At 59.2% G+C, this 22,088-nt stretch carries 10 protein-coding genes and 4 pseudogenes; 1 reads left to right on the plus strand and 13 read right to left on the minus strand.

Annotated features, from left to right (window positions below):
* Positions 1–3 precede the first annotated feature (3 nt).
* The 12 genes and pseudogenes from ACW4PC_RS13520 to ACW4PC_RS13575 form a co-directional block, all read right to left on the minus strand.
* Positions 4–8,522 (minus strand): annotated as a pseudogene (locus ACW4PC_RS13520) (GH36-type glycosyl hydrolase domain-containing protein).
* Positions 8,523–8,975: 453 nt separating this feature from the next.
* Positions 8,976–9,140: a hypothetical protein gene (locus ACW4PC_RS13525; RefSeq protein WP_455874135.1), complete on the minus strand. Its 165-nt coding sequence runs from the start codon at positions 9,138–9,140 to the stop codon at positions 8,976–8,978.
* Positions 9,141–9,264: 124 nt separating this feature from the next.
* Positions 9,265–9,453, minus strand: coding sequence for a hypothetical protein (locus ACW4PC_RS13530; protein ID WP_239596426.1), 189 nt, complete (start codon positions 9,451–9,453; stop codon positions 9,265–9,267).
* 136 nt (positions 9,454–9,589) lie between these two features.
* Positions 9,590–10,372 (minus strand): ABC transporter ATP-binding protein, encoded by a 783-nt coding sequence (locus ACW4PC_RS13535; protein ID WP_455874136.1) that lies wholly within the window; start codon positions 10,370–10,372, stop codon positions 9,590–9,592.
* Positions 10,363–11,195 (minus strand): annotated as a pseudogene (locus tag ACW4PC_RS13540) (ABC transporter ATP-binding protein); the annotation flags it as partial. The gene ACW4PC_RS13535 and the pseudogene ACW4PC_RS13540, both read right to left, overlap by 10 nt.
* Positions 11,192–12,127 carry a nickel transporter permease gene (gene nikC, locus ACW4PC_RS13545; protein WP_455874137.1) on the minus strand — a complete coding sequence of 312 codons (936 nt, stop codon included), beginning with the start codon at positions 12,125–12,127 and terminating at the stop codon, positions 11,192–11,194. The gene nikC and the pseudogene ACW4PC_RS13540, both read right to left, overlap by 4 nt.
* Positions 12,124–13,191 (minus strand): ABC transporter permease, encoded by a 1,068-nt coding sequence (locus ACW4PC_RS13550; RefSeq protein WP_455874138.1) that lies wholly within the window; start codon positions 13,189–13,191, stop codon positions 12,124–12,126. Before ACW4PC_RS13550 ends, nikC begins: the two co-directional genes overlap by 4 nt.
* Positions 13,192–13,209: 18 nt before the next feature.
* Positions 13,210–14,853, minus strand: coding sequence for an ABC transporter substrate-binding protein (locus ACW4PC_RS13555; RefSeq protein WP_455874139.1), 1,644 nt, complete (start codon positions 14,851–14,853; stop codon positions 13,210–13,212).
* Positions 14,854–14,899: 46 nt separating this feature from the next.
* Complete coding sequence (locus ACW4PC_RS13560) at positions 14,900–15,958, minus strand: dipeptidase (protein ID WP_455874140.1); 1,059 nt, start codon at positions 15,956–15,958, stop codon at positions 14,900–14,902.
* A 152-nt stretch (positions 15,959–16,110) separates the two neighbouring features.
* Entirely contained in the window at positions 16,111–17,136 is a 1,026-nt protein-coding gene (locus tag ACW4PC_RS13565) for an ABC transporter permease (protein ID WP_455874141.1), read from the minus strand.
* Between the two features lie 34 nt (positions 17,137–17,170).
* Positions 17,171–18,713 (minus strand): annotated as a pseudogene (locus ACW4PC_RS13570) (sugar ABC transporter ATP-binding protein).
* Between the two features lie 78 nt (positions 18,714–18,791).
* A complete protein-coding gene (locus tag ACW4PC_RS13575) occupies positions 18,792–19,721 on the minus strand; it encodes a sugar ABC transporter substrate-binding protein (protein ID WP_455874142.1) in 930 nt (309 codons plus the stop codon).
* Positions 19,722–20,052: 331 nt separating this feature from the next.
* Here ACW4PC_RS13575 and ACW4PC_RS13580 point away from each other — a divergent pair.
* Positions 20,053–20,563: pseudogene (locus ACW4PC_RS13580) on the plus strand (DUF1993 domain-containing protein).
* A 4-nt stretch (positions 20,564–20,567) separates the two neighbouring features.
* On the opposite strand, the gene ACW4PC_RS13585 reads toward ACW4PC_RS13580, so the two are convergent.
* On the minus strand, positions 20,568–22,085 hold the full coding sequence (locus tag ACW4PC_RS13585) for an alkaline phosphatase family protein (protein WP_455874143.1): 1,518 nt from the start codon (positions 22,083–22,085) through the stop codon (positions 20,568–20,570).
* Positions 22,086–22,088 lie beyond the last annotated feature (3 nt).

Consider the following 22,088-nt stretch of genomic DNA (forward strand, 5'->3'; position numbering starts at 1 on the left):
CTGCTATCCGACCGAATATCCCTCATGGGGATGGGCGACTTCGCTGCCGTTGATGACCACAGTGTAGCCGTCCGGATGGGACGATTTTGAGACCGAAATGCGATATTTCACACCTGAATGTTCGATCTCTGCCGAAAAGCCGTCCCAACCGCTCGGCAGTGCTGGACGAACAAAAATCCGTCCGTTTTTCAAACGGATACCGAGAATCCCTTCGACTGCGGCACGATAGAGCCAGCCCGCAGAACCCGTATACCACGTCCAGCCGCCGCGGCCCTTGAGCGCACCTTCGCCGTAGACGTCGGCAGCCACCGTATAGGGCTCGACTCGATAGTGCTCGGCCGAAGCTTTGTCGCGCGCATGGGTGATCGGGTTCAGGAGTTCGAAGCAGGCCATTGCATCATCGCCCCGGTTGAGCTCAGCAAGCGCCATAACCACCCAGGTGGCCGCATGCGTGTACTGGCCGCCATTTTCGCGAACACCTGGAGGATAGGCTTTGATATAACCCGGATCCCTGACCGACGTGGCAAAAGGCGGGGTAAACAGGCGGATGATTCGCGCTTCTTTGTCCACAAGGCGGTTCAAAACCGCGTCCATGGCCTTGACTGCGTGATCCGGATTGCCTTCGCCGGAAAGCACGCTCCAGGATTGCGCGATCGAATCGATCTGGCATTCCAGGCTTTCCTTCGAACCGAGCAGGCTGCCGTCGTCGAATGTGCCTCGGCGATAATAGCCGCCATCCCAACCTTCACTTTCGAGCGCGGCCTTCAATTCACCGAGATGTTTCGTCCAGCGCTCGACGCGAGCAGCGTCGCGCCGCTCTTGCGCATAGGGAATGAAGGAGCGCAGCGCGCCTGCCAGGAACCAGCCGAGCCAGACGCTTGTGCCCTGGCCTTGGATGCCGACGCGGTTCATGCCGTCATTCCAGTCGCCGCCCATGATCAGCGGCAGGCCGTTTGAGCCCTTGCGCTTGATCGCGAGATCAAGTGCCAGGGCAGCATGCTCGTAGATACTGGCCTTGTCATCCGAGACTTCCGGACGATAGAAGGAGTCGTGCTGGCCTTCGAGCAACGCCGGGCCCTCGAGGAACGGCAATTCCTCGTCAAGCACGCTCTTGTCGCCCGTTGCGCTGCAATAGTGATGGATCGCATAGGCGAGCCAGACCACGTCGTCCGAAATCAATGTACGGACACCCGCGCCGGTTCCCGGCAGCCACCAATGCTGGACATCGCCCTCGCGGAACTGCCTCGAGGCAGCGTTGACGATCTGGTTGCGCGCGAGCGATGGCTCCTGAAGCACGAAAGCCAGCGTATCCTGCAACTGATCGCGGAAGCCAAAGGCGCCACTTGCCTGATAGAAGGCCGACCGTGCCATGATGCGGCAGCCAAGGCTCTGATAGGGCAGCCAGGCATTGACGAGATTGTTCATGGCCTGGTTCGGCGTCGAAATCTGAACCTTGCCCGTAAAGCTCTGCCAGAAATCGCGGTTTGCCTGAACAGTGTCCTCGACAGAGGTCTTGCGGATCTCGGCGATCAAGGTTTGGGCCTCTTGCCTCGAGGCCGTGTCGCCCAGGAAGAACGTGACGTCACGCTCTTCTCCAGCACCGATTTCGATATCGATTGCGAGAGCCGCTGCCGGGTCGCCGTCAAGTTCCGTGGCGCCGGAAAGCGCAACGGGTGGCTTGAGCGCCTGCGGAGCCCGGATCGTGCCGGCCTTGCCGATGAACTCGCGCCTGCTTGTAGTGAAGCTCGACGGCTTCACGCTGGCGGCAAAGAAGGATACCCGGTTCGAGAAGTCGATGCTGTACTGGTTGGCGGCAAGGAGTGCGCCGGTTTCCTCGTCACGGGATGAGAGGATGAAGGGCACCGAGCGCTGTGCGTTGTTGCCGAGAACCCACTCGACATAGCCATAGAGCCGCAGCTTGCGCGCCGTGGTGCCTATGTTGCGCAACCGGACGCGCTGCAGCTTGACCGGCCTTAGACGATCGACCGTCTGTGTCACTTCGAGCGCGATATCGTTCTGCTCGCTGGAGAAGACGGAGTAACCGAGACCATGGCGTGCCTCAAAGCGGACATCGCTCCGCTGCGAAAGCCCAGCAAAGGGCGTCATCAGCGCGCCACTTTCAAGGTCGGTGACGTAAATCGCCTCGCCTGAGCGATTGACGACGGCATCGTTCGACCAGGAGGTCAGCTGATAGTCGCGCGAGTTGACGCTCCAGGTGAAACCCGCGCCCTCCGCAGACACATGGAAGCCGAACTTCTCGTTCGAGATCACGTTGATCCAGGGCTGCGGTGTTGCCGTGCCGCCAGCAAGACGAACGACATATTCGCGGCCGTCGCGGGCAAAACCACCGAAGCCGTTCCAGAAGTCGAGATCGCCTTCCTCCTCGATCACAAGCGCCGACGGCCTGGGCTGCACGACACGCGCCACGCGCTTGACCGGGGTCTTGCGCTGCTCGCGTTCCATTTCCGGCAGGTCGTCCTTGGAAGGCGCAGAAAGGGCGATGGCGCGGTTGATCTGATCGACAACCTTGCCGTTCTTCGCATGGAAGGTGACGCGCGAAGCGGCGATCAGGGCATGATAGGTCGCCTCCTCCATCAAATCCTTCCGGACGGCAAAGATATGTTGCCGAAGGCCATCGGCCTGGCCAATGCGGCGCACGTTTTCGCACATCTGGTCCACGGCATGCTGCATGTCCTGCGCATAGGAGGATGCACGCTCGTTCATGATGACAAGATCGGCCGTCACGCCACGCGAGCGCAGATATTCCTCCGCCAGCAAAGCCTCGCGAACAATATCGAGATCCATGTCGTCATCGATGCGCAGCATGAAGATCGGGAAGTCGCCGGAGATCGCAAGCGGCCACAGCGACGATTGTGACTGCATGCCGGCTCGAACTGCCGCAGCATCGGCGCGCAAGTCCATGTCCGGATAGACCAAATGCCGGCCAAGATACTGGAAGGCGGCAGCCTGCTGCGACGTCACGCCGACATGGCGCATCTGCACCTGCGTGCGTGTCCAGGCCTGAACAAGCTCATGGTTGAAGGCATCGGCGTGCCGGTAGCGCTCGACAGCCTTGTCCACCTCGTCGCGGCCAGGAGCGGCGATCGTCCAGAAGATCACGCTGACTTTCTTGCCGGCCGGCACACGAACCGTGCGGCGCAACGAAAGGATCGGATCGAGCGTGAAGCCGTCGGTGCCCGAAAGCGTCGCACCAGGATCGAAGGCTGCGGCATCCGCAAGACTACGGCCGCGGCCAAGGAATTTGCGGCGATCGGTCTCAAATTCCGTTTGCCGGGAAGGACCGGCACTGTCGACGATCAGATGGGCGATGCTCATGTTCGGTTCGCCCGGATCGCGTCTGTTGCGTTCGGCACGGATGACGTCGCCGCGCCTGCCGAATTCCGTCTTCACGAACATGCGGGCGAAAGCCGGATGCGCATTGTCCGTGTCATCCAATGTGATCACCGGTTCCAGATAGGAGGTGACTTCGATGAAGCGGTCTTCCGATCCCATGTTGAGAAGCGTCAGCCTTCGGCCTTCCGCATCATGCTCGGTTGCAACGATGCATTCCAGTTCACTGCTGAGGTCGCCCACAACCTTAGTGAATTCCGCCTTTTCGTCGGCGAAGAGCACATTGACCTTTTCGCCCTCGACACTTTTTGGTTCGGCGGTGGCCGACCACCATTCGTTGGTCGCCGTGTCGCGCAGGAAGATGAAGCTTCCCCAGCGGTCTTCCGTCGGGTCGGCTTTCCAGCGGGTAACGGCCTGGCCGTTCCAGTGTGCGTAGCCGGCACCGGTCGCCGTCAACATCATCGAATAGTGACCGTTGGACAGGAACATGAGTTCGCGATCGCGCGAAAGCGGATCGGCGATCTTGCGAAGCTCCGGCCGCAGTAGATCTTCCTGGATGCTGGCGGGCGTATCCGATTCGTGCTTGCCGCTCATGACGGGGATGTCGCGCGGCGCCTTTTCCTGCAGCAGCAGTTCGGCTGCTTCGATCACCGGATCGGAGTGGAAGAGCTCACGCAGATGCCCATTGAAAGCGACATTGGCAACCGCCGCGATCGACATGCCGTGATGGTGCGCATAGTAGTTATAGACAACCGCGCATTTCTTGCCTTCCGGCACGCGGGTCGGGGTGAAGTCGACGGCATCATGGAAACCGAATTTGCCGAGCGCACCGAGCTTGCGCAGGCGCTGCAGATTTTCGAGTGCTCCTTGCGGGTCGTATTGGCTGGCGAGGATCGAGGCATAAGGCGCGATGACGGCATTGTGGCCGAGGCCGCGCTTGAGGCCAAGCGTAGGCACGCCGAAGTTCGTGTACTGATAGTTGAGGTTATGGTCGCGAGCATTGAAGGCCGCTTCCGAAATGCCCCACGGAATACCGAGCTTGCGTCCGTAGTTCATCTGCTCGACCACGACCAGATTGTTGGTTTGATTGAGAATACCCCCGCCGCGCTCCTGCATGACGAGCGGCGGCATCAGATATTCGAACATCGAGCCGGACCAAGAGACGAGAGCGCCGCGCGAACCGACCGGCACGACCTGGCGGCCGAGGCGATACCAATGCTCCGTCGGCAAGTCGCCCTTTGCGATGCCGAAGAGACTGGTCAGCCGGCATTCCGACGCCAGAAGGTCGTAGCAGGCCTGGTCGAGTTCGCCGCTTTCGACGCGATAGCCGATCGAAAGAAGGCGGCGTTCCGGACGGAACAGGAAGCTGAAATCCATCGAGAAGGCGAGATCGCGGGCCTTGTCGCGAAGGGCGATCAGCCGCGGCCGCAAAGCATCGATATTTGAAAGGTCGAATGTGCTGTCGGAAATATGCGCTTCGCAAATCTTGACGAGTGCTTCGGCCCAACGGGTAAGTTCGCCGCTGAGTGCCGACTTCACTTCGTGATCGAGATTTGCCGCAAGCTTCTGGATATCACGCGCAAGAACCGCAAGGTTGATGACGCGGATCGAGGCGAACTCGTGCTCGCGCTTAACGGCGGCGAGTGCGTTCTGGAAGCCGACGATCCGTTCTTCCAGGCGGCGCCGGAGCGGACGGACCGTCTTGCGATCGTCCGGAAGGTCGGCCAGTACTTCGCCGAGGATGCCGGCAGTGTCGCCGACGCCGTCGAGATTGCCCTGCATATGCGCCGACGGGGCCTCGGCCCAATTGCGGCAAGCCGACGAAATGGCAATCAGGTGACCGGCGAGATTGCCGCTGTCGACAGCCGAAACGTATCGCGGCCCAAGGGTCTGAAGCGTATCGGTGTGGTACCAGTTAAAGAGGTGGCCGCGATACTTCTCCATCTTGTCGATGGTGGCGATCGTCTGCTCCAGCCGCTCGATCGTTTCCTCGAAGGAAAACCAGCCGAACTGGCGCCCGGAAACGACCGAGAGCAGATACACGCCGATATTGGTCGGCGAGGTGCGGCTCGCGACGATGACGTGCGGCGTCTCCTGAATGTTATCCGGCGGCAGGTAATTCTGTTCCGCCGTGGTGAACGTATCGAAGTAACGCCAGGTGCGGCGCGCGATCTTTCTGAGCTCGCTTGAGACCGAATCGGCGACTTCCAGGCGGTCTTCGGTTTCTGCCGACTGGCTGACATACCAGGCAACGAGCGGAGACAGGGTCCACAGCAGGGCAAACGGAATGCCGACGAGGAATGCGTTGTCGCCGGGAAGTGCTGCAAAGCCGAGTGCGAGCAGCGCCAGCACCGGGGCGTGCCACATCGCGCCGTAGTAGGAGAGAATCGTTCCCTGCCCGCCCGCTTGGACGCTGGCAGCAGTGCGCCATTGCAACATCAATTTATGGCTGACGAGAAGACGGTAGAGCGAGCGGCCGATCGCATCGACCATCATGCAAGCCGTATCGGCAATGAAAACGATACGAAGCGCCACCTGGGCGTTCGCAGCGCGGATATCCGACCACACGGTATAAAGATGTGCCCGTGCAACGATATCGCTGGTGCGCGGAATGATGCCGTGGATGAGCGACAGCGTCGGCGCAACGAAGAGGCAGAAGATCAGGAGGATCTGCCATACGAGTGCGCCAAGCGGGCCCATAAAATACCAGCCGAGCACGGAAGCGAAGAACCAGGCGATCGGCGTCAGCGAGCGGCGCAGGTTATCGAACATCTTCCAGCGCCCGAGAGCGGTGACGCCGTATTTTGGATTGAACATGATATGGCAGAAGCTGCCAGTCGCCACGCGCCCAGCGATGCTGGCGCGAGGCCTCGACTTCGTAGCGGATCGGGAAGTCTTCGACGAGCTCGAGGTCGGTGACGAGTGCGCAGCGCGCCATCGAACCTTCGAGAAGATCGTGGCTCAGCACCGAATTCTCATCGATGCGGTCCCTCAGCGAAGCTTCGAAGGCATCGACATGATAAAGGCCCTTGCCGGTAAACGTGCCTTCGCCGGCGAGGTCCTGATAGACATCGGAAACCGTGAAGACGTAAGGGTCGAGGCCGCGGTTGATCGAGAAGACGCGCTGGAAGACCGAAGCGTCCTTGCCGGTCGTCAGCGACGGGGTCACGCGCGGCTGCAGCACGCCATAGCCGCTTTCGACGCGGCCGGTCTTCGGGTTTATCACCGGACGGTTGATCGGATGATAGAGTTTGCCGACAAGCTTGGTCACGGCATCGCGCATCAGGCGCGTGTCGGAATCGAGCGTCATGATATACTGAACGCCAGCCGGCACAATATTGGCGCCCGGCAGATAGGTCGTGTCGCTGTCGCCGCGCAAAAGCATGTTCAGCTCGTGCAGCTTGCCGCGCTTGCGCTCCCAGCCCATCCAGACGCCCTCTGATGGGTTGTAGAGGCGGCGGCGATGCAGGAGATAGAAGCGCGTTTTGCCGTCATAGGCGTAACGCGCCGAAAGATTGGCGATTTCACGCCGGGCGTAATCCAGCACTTCCAGATCGTTCGGCGTCTCCTCGACGTCGCTGTCGGGCCAGTCGCTCAGCAGCGCGAAATAGATTTCGCCGCGCGGATTGGCGAGATAGTGAACCTCGAGATTGCGAACCAGGTCGTCGACGCTGTCGCGGTTCGAAATCAGGCATGGCACGACAAGCAGCGTGCGTGCATCTTCCGGAATGCCTTCCTTGAACTCGTAGCCGACAAGCCGCGACGGCGTCACGAAGAAGGACAGCAAGGTATTGAAAAGACCTGTCGCGCCCTCCGATGCCGGAAGAGAGAACATGATCAGCAATACGGCGATTTCCAACGTGCCCATGCCGGCATTGGCCATGAAGCGCCCGACGATCGCCATCGCAATGACGGTAAGCAGCATGACGGGGACGGCAATCGACAGCCAGTTGAACTTGCGGACTGTTCGAACAAAATGCTGGACAAGGGTCGGACGATAATTGGCACGTTCTTCAAGCTTCGGCCGGTGCATGCCGGCAAGAAAGCCGCCGACATTCGGCTCATGCGGTTGCGGCTCCTCGGAGGCTCTGGCTTCGCTGGTCATGTCGAGCGCCAACTGGGCGACTTCCATTTCCGTCAGCGGCGAGCGCTTGGCGAGCTTTTCGATCTGTTTGCGGTATTTGTTGCGTGATCCCGAATCGAGGATGCCGTAATCGGAATTCTCCCAGAGCAGCTTGTCGACATGGCTGACCTGCTCGACCCAGACCGACCATTCCGCATCATCGATCTCGCGAAGGCTCCGGATGATGTTGCCCATCGTGACATTGCCGGAGGAGAGGCGGCTATGCTCCGCCATCGTCGCTTCTTCGGTATCACGGCCGAGCATTTCCAGGCGCTCGTCGAGCCAGGCGATCGCAAGGCTAGACGCCTGCGAACCGTCGCGCATGCGATAGAGGAACTGCGTCGAGAAGGTATTGTCCTCGGCAAGCGGTTCGAGCGTCCTCAGATACTCCGCAGCCTTCGCCGGATCGTCCAAACGCACGAGTTCATCGGCCGCCTCGTTCGCACGGCGGCGTATGCGCCGGCTGCGTTCAACGCGGCTGGAAATGCGACGGAGGTTTTCGACGAGTACATAACGCACGAGTGAGGGAACCGCCCAAAGCTCACCGATGCGCAACGTCTCACCCAGCTGGAAGCCATCGACAAGCGCCGTCAGACTTTCCTGTGAAACGGTGCTGTGGGTGTGAGCGACATAGAGCCAGGCGAGCACCAGCGTGCGCGGTACCTGCACGCCATCGACATCGATGGTCGGCAGCTCGCGATAGAAGCGCCGCGGGAAGTCGCGGCGGACCTCCTGAATTGCCTCTTCGACGATATAGTGGTTGTCGAGAAGCCATTCGGCGGCAGGCGTGATTGTCTCGCCCGCTTCCACGTCGGCCGCGGTCGTGCGGTAAACGCGCAGGATTTCCTTCTCGTTCTCCTTATGTCGTGCAAAAAAATCGAAGGCAGTAAAAGCCGGCAGCGAATTGACGCCTTTGCGGGCAATCGATTCACCCATCGCCTTGATGTCTTCAATCGACAGGTAGGTCGAGCGGACCGAGTTGTTGTGATCGATGTGCTTGACTTCGGATTCTGCGTGACGGGTTTGGAGACGGAATGGAAATGGTCATGGGTTCGGTTCTGGGTCCAAACTAAGGTTATGGTAATTTTGCCTAGCCTTTTGCACCGGCAATTATGACTGCGACATGAACGGCCAAAGGGCTTTGCAGGAAGATGCGAAAGCCACAGATTTCCGATACGAAACGGTTTAGGCCTGATTTATGGCACGATTCTGCCGGTCAGAGCTGCATTTTGCCTCCACCCCCGAAGAACCATCCGGGAAAGTTGGACACCCTCCCGATAATTCAAGTCAGGAGGCACGGAATTGCCCAGCTTTGCTTACCTCAATTTTGGCAGTTCTTCGCAATTCAAAAGAAAAATCCGGCACCCATCGGGCACCGGATTTTCAAACGTGATTGGACCGCTGTTGTTGGCCGAAAATTCCCGGTTCACGCAGAAGAATGTCCCAGCCAGCGATTTGAAGTAAATTAAGGTGCCGGCAACATGCCGGCACGACAGCTCGATCAGCCGATAACGCCGCAGACCAAGCCTGCAACGAAAGCGAACGCCGCGGTAAACAGCGTGGCATTGAGCGCAAAATGAAGCTTCTGGCGCATTGAAGCCGGCTTCTTGGCCGGTACGGAACCATAATAGTTCGCTTGAGTATGCGAAATACCCAGGTCTGCCATGTGTTGCCTCCGTCTCTTATTATTGGCGCGGCGGTCTGCCGGCACTGATATTCCTATATACTCTATAAGCTAGGTAGAGATAAATTTCCTTCCATAGCGCGAGGGATAGAAAATCTGACCCGGCTCAGCAAAGAGTGCGCCATGCCCATATCAACGAACGCTCGATTGCGTTTTCTTCTCTTTGGGCACCCGAGGAAGCCTCGATCAATCGGCGATCTTTTTCAGCGGGAATGGAAACGCTTGTCTGCTCGCTCCGTTCGACCTTGGCCGGAGGATCGAGATATCCCATGGTCATTCCGCCGAGAAAGAACATGCCTCACCTCCACGATCACGAAAGCTAACACTCGTTAACAGGATCATGACAGATGAAAATCGACTGTCAATAGTCTAGTCGAATAGTCGTCTTTTAACGGCTGCTTAACCTTGAACGACCAGTGCCCGAAAGGATTTCAAATATTTGAAAAATCTGCGGTTATAGTTTTGACGAAGCCTTTGCTCGCAATCATCAAATTTCTCGTGTAATCCTCATGAACGTCCCCGCTGGCCAGTTGGCCGGAGGTCAGCCGTTCGACGACGGCGCCGTTGCGCATCACGGCAAGCCTTTCACACATATGGGTAACGACACCAAGGTCGTGGCTCACCATGACAAAGGTCAGTTTGCGGTCACGTCTAATCTGTTCCAGCAGATTGAGCACCTCCGCCTGCACGGAAGCGTCGAGCGCCGACGTCGGTTCATCGAGCAGCAGGATCGACGGCTCGACGATCAGGGCGCGCGCAATCGCCACACGCTGCCGCTGGCCGCCGGAAAGCTGGTGCGGATAGCGGAAGCGGAAGCCGTTTCCAAGGCCGACTTCGTCCAATGCTCGCGCGATGCGCTTCTCGCTATCGGCAATCCCGTGAATTGCCAATGGCTCGAGCAGCAGCCGGTCGATCGTCTGCCGTGGGTGAAGCGACCCATAAGGGTCCTGGAACACCATCTGGACATTTCGATAGAAAGCCTTGCTGCGTTTTGCACCCTGCAGCAGCTGATCATGAACGCGAATTGCGCCACCCTTGAGCGGCGCAAGGCCCGCTACCGCACGCAGCAGCGTCGACTTGCCGGAACCGGATTCGCCAACCAGCCCGAAGGAGCCGCCGGATGCGACCGCGATGCTGACATCTTGAAGCGCATGAAAATCGTCATAGACGACGCTAAGATTTTCGACCGAGAGCGCCGCACTCGTGCAGCCCACTCCGGCTTGCGGTCGAGCACTGGCAGCGGATGGCGATCTTCTCCGATTTGCGGCATGCAGTTCAAAAGTCCCTGCGTATAGGGATGCTGTGCATTTTTGAGGTCAGAAGCCCTAAGCTCTTCAACGATCTTACCGGCATACATCACGATGACGCGGTCGCAGAACGAGGAAACAAGACGCAGATCATGCGACACGAAGATAAGCCCCATGCCGCGCTCGGAAACCAGCCTTGTCCAGGATCTTCAACACGTCGAGCTGCACGGTGACGTCGAGCGCCGAGGTGGGCTCGTCAGCGATCAGCAGTTCCGGTCCGGCAATTAGCATCATGGCGATCATTGCACGTTGGCCCATGCCGCCCGAGACCTCATGCGGGTAGAGATCGAAGACACGCTTCGGATCGCGAATCTGCACCGCCTCCAGCATGGCAAGCGCCCGTTCGGTCGCCTCGGCCTTGCTGACTTTCTCATGCGTTCTCAGCGTCTCGCAGATCTGCCGGCCGATCGACATCACCGGATCAAGCGAATATTTCGGATCCTGCAACACCATGGCGATGCGCTTGCCGCGCAGGAGCCGCCGTTCTTTCGCTGAAGCCTGGATGAGATCGATGCCATTGAAGTCGAGCTTGTCGGCCGTGACGATGCCGTGCTTCGGCGTGAGCCCCATGATCGCCGCGGCCGGTCTGCGACTTGCCGGATCCGGACTTCCCGACAATGCCGAGGCGTTCCCTGTCCAGTGTGAAGGAAACGCCGCGAACAGCTTCGATCACGCCGGTGCGCGTCGGGTAGCTGACCTTGAGATTGTCGACCGCCAGCAAAGCCGTCATTGGCCGCTCTCCTTGGGATCGAGCGCGTCGCGCAGGCCGTCGCCAAGCAGGTTGAAACCGAGGCTGACGATGAGGATCGCAATACCCGGCATGGCTGCGACCCACCATTGATCGAGAATGAAACGGCGACCCGAGGCGATCATCGCACCCCATTCCGGCAGTGGCGGCTGCGCGCCGAGACCGAGAAAGCCGAGACCGGCAGCCGTCAAGATGATACCCGCCATGTCGAGCGTTACGCGAACGATCAGCGACGAGAGGCAGAGCGGCATGACATGGCGGACGATGATGCGGACCGGCGATGCGCCCATCAGCTTGACCGCCGAGATGTAATCCGAGCGCCGCACCGTCAGCGTTTCCGCCCGCGCAATGCGGGCGTAAGGAGGCCAGGACGTGATTGCAATCGCGATGATCGCGTTTTGGATGCCCGGCCCGAGTGCCGCGACGAAGGCAAGCGCCAGCACCAGCTTCGGGAACGCCAGGAAGATATCGGTGATACGCATCAGCACTGCATCCACCCATCCGCCGGCATAGCCGGAGACTGTGCCGACAATCAGTCCAATCGGCGCCGAGATGATCGCAACCAGCACGACGACGAAGAGCGTCAGCCGCGACCCGTAGATCAGGCGCGAAAGGATATCGCGACCCTGGTCGTCCGTGCCGAGCAGATACTCGCCGGTACCTGGCGGCAGAAGTCGCGCATTCTTTAGATCGCCGACGACCGGCGAATGCGTGGCCAAGAGATCAGCGAAGGCGGCAACGAAGAGCAGCGCGATAATGATAATGAGACCAAGGACGGCAAGCTTGTTCGCACTGAATTGCCGCCAGGTCACATAGGCGCGCCCGAGGCGGGCCTGCACGCGTGATTGCGGGCGATCGGAAAGCAGCCACTCGCGGCGGCTCATCGGCGCTGGCTGGCTGGCTGGAACCGTCATCGACTTCGCGTCCTTGGATCGAGCGTCCGGTAGAGAAGATCGGACAGGAGGTTGATGCCGATGAACACCGTGCCGATGACGATCGTGCCGCCGAGAACAGCGTTCATATCGGCATTTTGTAAGGAGTTGGTGATGTAGAGGCCAATGCCCGGCCAGGAGAACACCGTCTCCGTCAGCACCGAGCCTTCGAGAAGTCCGGCGTAGGAGAGCGCAATCACCGTCACAAGCGGCACCGCGGCATTGCGCAATGCGTGGCCCCAAATTACCCGGGTTTCCGAAAGCCCCTTGGCGCGCGCAGCCACGATATATTCCTGACTGAGCTCGTTCAGCATGAAGCTGCGCGTCATCCGGCTGATATAGGCGAGCGAGAAATAGCCGAGCAGCGATGCCGGCAAGATAATGTGCCGAAAGACGTCGTAGAAGACGTCCCACTGCCCCTGCCAGAGGCTGTCGATCAGATAAAAGCCGGTAATTGGCGTGAACGTATATTCAAAAACGATATCGATGCGCCCCGGGAAGGCCACCCAGCGCAGCTGCGCATAGAATACGACAAGCGAGATCAGGGCCAGCCAGAAGATCGGCACGGAATAGCCGACAAGCCCGACGACACGCACAATCTGGTCGGCAAGGCTGCCGCGCCGCACAGCCGCAAGCACGCCAAGCGGAATGCCAATCAGGGCGCCAATAATGGTGCCGAGGGTCGCAAGCTCGATTGTTGCCGGAAATACGCGGCGGATATCGGTCATCACCGGATTGGTGGTCAGAACCGAATTGCCGAAATCACCGGAAAGGATACCTTTGATATAGATGAAGAATTGCTGATAGAGCGGCAGATTGAAGCCGAGCTCTTCACGCACGCGCTCCACGACATGCGTCGGCGCGCGGTCGCCAAGGATTGCAAGAACCGGATCGATCGGCACGACACGGCCGATGAAAAAAGTGACGGCCAGAAGTCCAAGATAGGTCGTCACGGCAGCGATCAGGAAACGCCCGATTGCTTTCGCGAGAGGAACGGCACGACCCTTGGCGGGCCGCGCCTCCATTTTTGTTTCGATAATGCTCAACGAACGAATCCTGCCGGATTATTCCTTGGCGATTGGGCCAACGAAGTTCGTATCGAAGCTCGGTCCGAGTTTGAAGTCCTTCAGGTTCTTGCGATAGCCGGCGACTTCGATTTGCTGGAAGATGAAAATGAAGGGGCTGTTCTCCAGATACTTCTTCTGGATATCCTGGTACATCGCGGCACGCTTGGCACCATCGCGCTCAAGCAGTGCCGCCTTGGCCTGCTTGTCGAGTTCCGGCGTTTCGAAGGTATTGCGCCATGCGAGCGTCTTGTTCGTGCCCGCATCCGAATTGTCCGGGTTCGCCGTGAAGGTATCGGCATTCGAGTTCGGGTCGAAATAGTCGGAACCCCATTGGCCGATATACATGTCGTGCGTGCGTGCGCGGTATTTCGTCAGCGTCTGCTTGCCGTCGCCCGGAATGATCTCGAGTTTTACACCGGCTTGTGCCAGCGTCTGCTGCATGGATTCGGCAATGCCGGTGACAGGCTGAGTGTTCCGCACGTCCATCGTCACCGAGAAGCCATCCGCAAGACCGGCCTTTGCCAGCAGTTCCTTCGCCTTGGCGACGTCGAGCTTGAACGGATTTTCGTCAAGCGCGCCGAGCTGGCCCTCCGGCAGGAATGTCTGGTGAATTTCGCCGATGCCCTTGATAAGCGTCGAGCTGATCGCATCGTAATCGACGAGATACTTGAAGGCCTGCTGTACCTCCGGCTTCTTCAGGTTCTCGTTCTTGAGGTTGAGGCTGACATAATAGATCGTGCTTTTCGGTGCGCTCGTCGCCGCAAGGTCGGCGTTCTTCGAAACAGCGTCGAGATCGCCCGGCTCGAGATTGCGCGCGATATCGATGTCGCCTGCCTCCAGCGCCAGACGTTGCGCGGCACTTTCCTTCATGTTGCGGTAGATGACGCGGTTCAGCTTCGGCTTGTCGCCGTAGTAATTGTCGTTGCGCTCCAGCACGACGACTTCGTTGGCGCGCCATTCACGAAGCTTGTAGGCGCCGGAGCCGGCATAGCCCGTCTTCAGCCATTCATTGCCGAAGTCGTTGTCATACTTGTATTCCGCGCTCGGCGTCATCGGCTTGATGTGATCCATCACCAGCTTCTTGTCGACCACGGAGGCAACCGTCGCCGTCAGGCAGTTCAGCACGAAGCTCGGCGCATAGGCCTTGTCGACCGTGAAGACGAACGTGTTTTCGTCCGCAGCCTTGGCCTTTTCAGTCACGTTGTCTCCGGTCAGGCCGAACTGCGTCAGGATGAATGCCGGGCTCTTGTCGAGTTTGACGGCGCGCTCGAAGGACCAGGCGACATCTTCAGCGGTGACCGGGTTACCGGAGGCGAACTTCAGACCGGGCTTCAGCTTGAACGTATAGGTCAGGCCGTCATCGGAGACGCTCCAGCTCTCGGCAAGATCACCCTTGACCTTCGTCGTGTCGTTGAGGTCGAGGCGGACCAGCAGGCTATAGGAGTTGGTTGTCATTTCCGCCGTTGAAAGCTCGAAGGCCTCGCCTGGGTCCATCGTAATGATGTCATCGATGGCGAAACCTTCGACGAGCGTATCCTTCGGCGTCTCGGCAAAAGCGGCAGGCGCCGTCAGCATGAGCAGCGAAAGCGCGGCACCCGCAGAAAGGGCACGAAAGTTGCGGCCGAGTTTAGTAATCATCATTGATTTGATCCCCTGTTATTGATTGATTACAAAGCAGTATTTTGGCTCAGGCGTTCTTCTCCCCCCACGCCGAAGCCAGGATGCGAAGCCAGTTCTCGCTGGCGAGTTTCCGTCGATCCTCCTCACCATATCCAACGTCCCGGAGAGCAGCAATCAGCTTCTGGTTGCCAGCCGCGTCGCCTATTTCGTCCGGAATGGTCGCGCCGTCGAAATCGGATCCGAGCGCAACGCAATCGATCCCGACGCGGTCGACGAGATAGTTGATATGGCGGATCATGTCCCTGATCGGTGTGTCGCCCTCGGAGCGGCCATCCGCCCTCAGCATCGCAGTCGCGTAATTGAGACCGATAAGCCCCTTGCTCTCCCTGATCGCATCAAGCTGCTTATCCGTCAGATTGCGCGCCACCGGCGTCAGCGCATGCACGTTCGAATGCGTAGCGACCAGCGGTTGATCTGTTGTCTTCGCGACGTCCCAGAAGCCCTTTTCCGTTATGTGGGACAGATCGATCATGATGCCCAGGCGATTGCATTCGCGCACCAGCTCAATGCCGGCGCCGGTCAGCCCCGGCGCAGTATCTGGCGACATCGGGAAGGCGAAGGGCACGCCGTGTCCGAAGACGTTATGCCTGCTCCAGACAGGTCCCAGAGAGCGCAAGCCCGCCGCATGAAAGACCTCGAGCGCGGAAAGGTCGGGCCCGATCGCCTCGCAGCCTTCCATATGCATGACCGCGGCGAAAACACCGCTTGCCATGGCGTTGCGGATGTCCTTCACCGTCCGGCAGAGGCGCCAGGCGCCCGCCTTGTCGAGACGCAGTGCAATCGCCGCCATCTCGGTCGCGACGCCAAGTGACGGCAGCCGGTCGAGAGGTGCGGCCAGCGGCGTTTCGTAATGTCCGTTTTGATCGGGATCGGCGAAGACGAGATCGCCCGAGGGCACGTAGATGGCGCAAAGGCCGCCGGCGAGACCACCCTGCCGGGCACGCGGTCCATCGATGTGGCCTGATGTCGTCCCGTTCAGAAATTCGGCAACCGGGTCGCTACCGTCCCTTTCATGTGTCCAAAGCCTGAGGAGAACGTCATTATGGCCATCAAATACAAGCTGCATCTGTTTTCCTGCTCTGCCCTGCCGAGCAATGACAAGCGTGCAGAATAGAAAAGCTGGCAGAATTGGCCAGCCCCCTTCTCAGAAATTTATAGCGGATGGGTAAACGCGCCTTGGCTTGAAATGAAAACGGGGCCCGAAGGCCCCATTCCCGATCAGTGCTTTGTCCGCTTCTTCTGTCGGTAGACGTCCACGATGACGGCTGCCACGATGATCACGCCTTTGACGATCTCCTGGTAATAGGCATCCACCCGCAGGAAGGTGAAGCCCGACGTCATCACGCCGAGAATGACCGTGCCGATCACCGTACCAGTAATGCGGCCGACGCCGCCCGTCAGCGACGTGCCCCCGATAACGGCAGCGGCGATCGCATCGAGTTCGTACATCACCCCCATGCCGGCCTGTGCCGTTTGAGCGCGAGCCGCCGTGACGACGCCGGCAAGACCTGCCAGAAGGCCGGCGATCGCATAGACCTTGATCAGGTGTGCTTCGACATTGATACCGGAAACACGCGCCGCCTGCACATTCGCACCGATCGCATAGGTGAACTTGCCGTAGCGCGTATAGCGAAGGGCGATGTGGAAGATCAGCGCAACGACAAGGAAAACGACGACCGGCCAGATGCCCGTGCCGATGAAATTGAACTGATCTGTAAGCCCTGATACCGGCTGGCCCTTCGTGTACCATTTGGAAAGACCGCGCGCCGAGACCATCATCCCGAGCGTAGCGATGAAGGGCGGAATCTTTGTCTTGGCGATCAACTGTCCGTTAATGTAGCCGGCCAGGAGGCCGATCAGAAGGCCGACGCCGATAGGCACGAAAAACGGCATGTCGGTCAGGCCTGGATAAAGCGCCCGCGGCCAGGTCGACGCTTGGGCGAAACTCGCCGCGATCATGGCCGTCATGCCGACGACGGAGCCGGAGGAGAGGTCGATGCCGCCGGTGATGATCACTTGTGTAACACCAACCGAAATAATGCCGATCACCGACACCTGCAGGATCATGATCGTCAGGCGTTGCGGGTTCATCAAGAAACTCTGGCCGACGAAAATCCAGCCGAGAATTTCGTAAACAAGCGCAATACCGATCAGCACCAGGAAGATGGTGAGTTCCGGCGGCACGCGGTGCCGCCTCGTCCGTGTTGCGAGCGGGGCCTGGCTTTCGGCTGCCTCAGTATTCATGTTAACCTCCCTCCGGCGATTGATTGGGCCGCAATCACTGCGCGGCGAGCTCCATCACCTTGACTTGCGTTGCTTCGTCGCGATTGAGAAAACCAGTCACGCGTCCTTCATGCATGACCATGATGCGGTCGCTCATGCCGAGCACCTCCGGCATCTCCGACGAGATCATGATGACCGCGACGCCGTTTCGGGCCATCTCCGTCACGAGTTTGTGGATTTCCGCCTTGGCGCCGACATCGATACCGCGCGTCGGCTCATCGAGAATGAGGATCCGCGGGTTGGTCAGCAGCCAGCGCCCAATCAGCACCTTTTGCTGGTTGCCTCCCGACAAGTTCTCGACGCGTTCATCGAGGTTCGGCGTCTTGACGCGCAGCCTGCGCGCCATGTCCTCGCATGTCGCTTCTATCGCGCCTTCCTGCACGAAGCCGCCCTTGACGAATTTGTCCTGCAGCACGGCAATCTGCATGTTCTCGAGCACGTTGAGGATCAGCAGGCAGCCTGTATCTTTCCGGTCCTCCGTGAGGAACGCCATGTGATTCCTGATCGCCACCGTCGGCGAGCTGATATCGATCTTCTTGCCGAAAAGCTCGATCGTGCCTGAGCTTGCCGGCGTCACGCCGAACAGCGTCTCGGCAACGTTCGAACGGCCAGAGCCCACGAGGCCTGCAACACCGAGGATTTCCCCCGCGCGTACGTCGAAGGAAACCTCATGGAAGACATTGTCGAGACTGAAGATTCTTGACCGACAGCACCACATCGCCGATCGGAACTACTTCCTTCGGGAACATCTGCGTGATCTCGCGGCCGACCATCATCCGGATGATGTCGTTGCGCGACACATCGGTCGATGCGTGCGTGCCGATATATTTGCCGTCACGAAATACCGAAAACTCATCGGCAATCTCGAACAGCTCGTTCATCTTGTGGGTGATGTAGACGATCCCGATACCCTGCACCTTCAGACCGCGGATGATCTCGAAGAGATGCGCCACTTCGCGCTCGGTGAGCGCCGAAGTCGGTTCGTCCATGATGAGCACGTCGGAATCATAGGATACCGCCTTGGCGATCTCGACCATCTGACGGCTTGCGACCGAGAGGTGCCGAACCTCGATGTCGGGATCGATGGTTATATTGAGCCTATGGAAAAGCTCTTCGGTCATCCGGTACATTTCGCCATGGTCGACGAAGCCGAACCGGTTCTTGGGCTCGCGGCGGATCCAGATGTTTTCAGCAACCGTCATGAAAGGCATCAGGTTCAGTTCCTGATGGATCATGGCGATGCCGTTTTCCAGCGCATCGAGTGGCGATTTGAGCTGGATCTCCATGCCCTTCAGGTGCACGTCGCCCTTGTCCGGCGTATAGATGCCGGCCAATATCTTCATCAGTGTCGACTTGCCGGCGCCGTTCTCCCCCATCAGCGCGTGCACGGAGCCGCGCTTCAGCCGGAACTGCACATCATCGAGTGCGACAACACCGGGAAATTCCTTGCGGATGCCTTCGGCGCTCAGGAGATATTCCGCGTTCGGAATCGCTCCGCTTGCACGAACAGCGGCCATAGTGGAAGGGCTGACAGCCATCTCATCTCCTCTCCGGATGTCCGACGACGGACGAAGCGGATGCGAGCCGGCTAGGCCCGCATCCGCAATTTCTTCGCCTCAGTTCTTGGCAACGAAGTCCTTGACGTTTTCCGGCGTGACGAGCTGGAAGGGAATATAGACCTTCTTCTCGACCTTTTCGTCCTTGGCGAGCTTCAGAGCCGCATCAAGCGAGCCCTTGCCCTGACCTGCAGCGTCCTGGAACACCGTCACGTCGAGGTCGCCGGCCTGCATGGCGGCGAGCGCATCCTGTGTGGCATCGACGCCGCCGATGACGATCTTGCTCAGATCCTTGCCGGCAGCCTTGAGCGCCTGGATCGCACCGATTGCCATTTCGTCGTTGTTCGAAATGACGGCATCGAATTCTATGCCGCTGGAGAGCCAGTTGGTCATCAGATCGGAACCCTGGGTGCGGGACCAGTTGGCCGTCTGCTCTTCGACGATCTCGATGCCTTTGCATTCGTCGGTCGCGACGACGTCATGGACGTCCTTGGTACGCATGCGGGCAGCCTGGTTGGAAAGCTCGCCCATCATGACGACAGCCTTGCCCTTGCCACCGAGAAGGCGGCAGACTTCCTTCGTTTCCAGCGTGCCGGACTCCTGTTCGTTGGAAGCGACGAAGGCCTGCTTGTCCGGAAGCGTATCAACATTCACCGGCTCGCGGTTCACGTAGACGAGCGGAATTCCGGCATCGGCAGCAATTTTCGACATGGCGGTGGTGGCATCGGTATCGACCGGATTAACGATAATGGCGTCGACCTTTGATGCGATGAAATTCTGGATCTGGCTCTGCTGCTTGGCGACGTCGTTCTGTGCGTCTTCTACCTGCAGCGTCACGCCATCCAGCGTCTTGGCGTAATCCTGCATTCCGTTGCGCAAAACGGTCAGGAAATTGTCATCGAAAAGCGCCATGGAAACGCCAACAGTTTCCGCGTGAGCCGCCGTCGACATGACGAGCGCCATCGCAGTGCCCAGAATAAACTTTCTCATTTTATTTCCTCCACAAAGCGGTGTCCGGCTGCACCCTCCTCACGCCGGAACTTTGGGCGCTGCCCAAAAGCCGTATTACCTCGCGCTGCCACTCCCGTTCCGCAGCTTCCGTCAAAACGGAACAAACAAACCGTATCGTTTGTTTCGCGGAATATTCATTCCATTTTCCGCACACGGCGTCAACTCTTTTTAAAAAGTGAAGACCGAAAGCCGCACTGGAAATAGGAATCTATGGGCGGGCAGGCCGATGAAATCGTCACAGCGCGCGCCTAAATGTGCGGACGTAACGATCAAAAACGCTGCGCCGACGAAAAATCCCCAAGGAGAAGCCATGTCCATTTCCATGTACCGCCTGACCGTTCCGATGTTTCAACGCGGGCTTACGACACTCAAAAATTATCTTGAAAAGGCCGAGGCTTATGCAAAGGAAAGGGGGATCGATCCGAATGAACTGGTCGCTGCCAGGCTTGCGCCCGATATGCTGCCGCTATCGGGCCGAATATCAACGTGCGAGCGACAGCGCCAAGCTGGCAGTTGCCCGCCTAACCGCCACCGAAGCGCCGAAATTCGAGGACAGCGAAACGACGATCGCCGAGCTGCGCGAGCGTATCGCCAAGACCGAAGCCTATCTCGCGACGATCGCGCCGGAAGCGCTCGAAGGCACAGAAACGAATGAAGTGACGATCGCGCCCGGGGGCAACAAGATGACCTTCCGCGGCGACGAATATGTCGCGACCTTCGCACTGCCGAACTTCTATTTTCACGTTGCGACGGCACACGCGATCCTGCGCAATCAGGGCGTGCCGGTCGGCAAGATTGATTATCTTGGCCGCCTCTCGTGAGTAATCAGGGCCGGCGCGTGACCGGCCCGTCTTTCGTCAGCTCCGTATAGGCGAGCGTCTGATCGAGATGCTGCGCCCGGAGCGATAACAGTCTTTCGGCGCACTCCAGGCGCCTCACCGCGTAGGCTGGATCGGGAGCGAGATTGTTGAGCTCCATCGGATCGGTCTTGAGATCGAAGAGCAGCGGGGGCAGGGCAGCAAAATGCACATATTTGAACCGTTCGTCCCGGATGACCGCGAGATTGCACTGGTTCGATTTCAGGCCGAAGTGGCGCTCCGCTTCGCCATTGGCGATGTCGCGGAAATCAAATTCCCAGAATGCCGCCTCCCGCCAGTCGATTGCATCTTTATGATCGATGAACGAGCGCAATGAGCGGCCGTCGACATGGTTGGCCGTCTCGACGCCCAAGCTGACGCAAAGCGTGGGAAAGATATCCGCCGCACTCGTGAAGCGCTCGACCACGTGACCTCTCGCCGCCGCTTTTGGGTCCCGAATGACCAGGGGAATGTGATAGCTGCCATCAAAAAAGCCGCCTTTTCCAAGCATCCAGTGATCGCCCATCATCTCTGCATGGTCGGAGGTGAAGATGACGATCGTATCGTCCCACACGCCGGCATCCTTCAGCGCCTGCCAGATCCGGCCGAGTTGCGCATCCACCTCGGCAATCATCCCGTAATAGATCGCCCGGATCGCCGCGAAATCCTGGGCTCCCCAGTCGCTGACCGACCCCTCGGCGCCATATATGAAGCTGCCCTTGTCGTTCTTCGGCATCGAATAGCTAAGATAAGGATGCAGCGTCTCTTCGATCTCACGGCTTTTCCCTCGAGAAAATTCCGGTCCGTCGTCCGGTTTGAACATCCTGCCGAAGGGCTCAGGCACCGAAAATGGCGGATGCGGCCGCAGGAAGGAAACGTGGGCAAACCACGGCGCATCCTGTTCGCCGAGCCAGCGAATGAATTCGCCGGCAAGAAACGCAGTTTGCGTTTCCTGCATGGAGTAAGCGGTCGGTTCCGACGAAATTTCGCCGCGGGCGGCACCTGGCGGAACATGGATGTCCCGGCTGACTGCATCGCGATGCCCGCGTGAGCGCAACCACGAAAGCCACTGCTTCTCATGCTCGGGCAGGAGCTGGCGCGCGGTAAACCCTGGCAGCAGACCTTCGTATGTCTCAAGGTGCGGGTCGTTCCGATCATGTTCGCGTGGGTCAGGCGCAGTATCCGTATAGCCGAACAACGTCGGGTCATAGCCGGCGCGCCTTGCCGCCAGCGCCAAGTTGTCGAAGCGGCGGTCGAGCGGCGAGCCGTTCCGGCAAACCCGGTGGTTCATCTGGTAAAGGCCGGTATAAAGCGTCGCCCGCGCCGGCGAACAGGGTGCCGCGCCGGCGAAGTGATTGCGAAAAAGCACGCCCTCTCTCGCCAGCGTATCGACATTCGGCGTCCTGACACAGGCGTGGCCGGTGGCCGAAAGGCAATCACCGCGCCATTGATCCGCGGTGATGAGAAGGACGTTCGGCCGCTTCATGAA

The organism is Rhizobium yanglingense (assembly GCF_977109285.1).